We start from the raw sequence: 1,714 nt of genomic DNA on the forward strand, positions 1-1,714 counted from the left end.
CATCATGAAGGCCTGCTCGTAGGCCCTGAAGTCGGGATAATTGAGCATGGAGTCGGCGTCAAGTATGCCTACGACACTTACTTTGTCGAAATCCAGCCCCTTACTGATCATCTGCGTGCCGATGAGCAGATTGGTCTTGCCACATGAAAAATCGTGAATAATACGCTCATAAGCGTTGCGGGTGCGAGTGGTATCAAGGTCCATGCGGGCCACCCGGGCCTCGGGAAAGAGCTCACGAATGTAATCTTCTATCTTCTCAGTGCCGTAACCACGCCCTTGAAGTTGGGTACTGCCACAATTGGGGCACACCGTTGGCACGCCATACGTGAACCCACAGTAATGACATGTCAGCAAATTGAGCCGCTTATGCAGCGTAAGCGAAACGTCACAGTTGCTACATTTGGGCACCCAACCACACTCCCGACACTCTATCATGGGCGCAAAGCCACGCCGATTTTGGAAAAGAATGGCCTGATTTCCGCTCTTCAAGGCCTCACGGATAGCCAATAACAAGTCGGGTGAGAAGGGACCGTTCATCATCTTGCGGCGTCGCAGGTCCTTGATGTCGACCACTTGTATCTCGGGCAGGCTGATGTCACGATAGCGCGTCAGCAAACTTACCATGCCATACTTGCCTTGTTGGGCGTTGAAATAGCTTTCCATCGACGGCGTAGCGGTGCCCAAGAGCGTCCGGGCGCCATACATTTGGGCCAAAACGATGGCCGCGCTGCGGGCATGATAGCGTGGTGCGGGGTCTTGTTGCTTGAAACTCGTCTCGTGTTCCTCGTCAATAATGACCAATCCGAGCTGTTGAAAGGGCAGGAAAACCGCACTCCGGGCACCCAAAATAACGTCATAGGGATGGCCGGAGAGCTGCTTATTCCATATCTCCACACGCTCAGCGTCGCTGTATTTGCTATGATATATGCCCAATCGGTTGCCAAATACCCGCTGCAAACGGCTGGTTATTTGCACCGTGAGCGCTATTTCGGGCAGCAGATAGAGCACCTGCTTATGGTCGTCGAGCGCCTTTTGAATGAGGTGAATGTACACTTCGGTCTTGCCACTCGACGTCACTCCGTGGAGCAACACCACGGGTTTCGACAAGAATTGCAGCACTATTTGGTTGTAAGCGTCCTGCTGTGGTTGGCTAAGGGGCTGTATCAACTCGGGATGAGGCTCACCGTCGCTGTTGAGTCGGCCCACGGTCTTCTCATAAGTATAAAGAAATCGGCGGTCGGTCAGCGCCTTGATAACGGCCGAGGAGCAGCCCGTGGTATTCATCAATTCCTCCCGTGTAATCTCCACGATGGGCTTTCGCGTCGTCGTTCCCTCGATAGAATCCCATCCCGAGAGCGATAGGTATTCCATGAAAGTTTGATATTGCTTCGCCGCCCGGCCCAATATATTCAGGCAGGTGTGCAGCGTTTGCTCGTTCCTACACGGCTCGGCCAAGCCTATATACGTTTCCGTTTTAGGCCGATAGCCGTCCTCCGCCTTCAGTCCCGAGGGCAAAGCAGCCTTATAAACATCACCTATGGGCGACAAATAGTAGTCCGAAATCCATTGCCACAGCTTCATTTGCTGTGGCAACAACACCGGTTCGGCGTCGAGCACGGCAAGTATTTCCTTCACGTCAAAGTCGGGTTTCGTGTCGTGAAGCGCCACTGCCACGGCCGTATAGGTCTTGCTTCGTCCCAGCGGAACGAGCAGT

1 protein-coding gene is annotated in these 1,714 nt (G+C 53.6%); it reads right to left on the reverse strand.

Features of this window, described 5'->3' with window-relative positions; all coding sequences use genetic code 11:
* On the reverse strand, window positions 1-1,714 hold a 1,714-nt coding region (gene priA / locus VIR50_RS00030), incomplete at both ends, for a replication restart helicase PriA (protein ID WP_331933105.1).

Origin of the sequence: Prevotella sp. (assembly GCF_036570325.1) — a bacterium.
Classification (GTDB): Bacteria; Bacteroidota; Bacteroidia; order Bacteroidales; family Bacteroidaceae; genus Prevotella.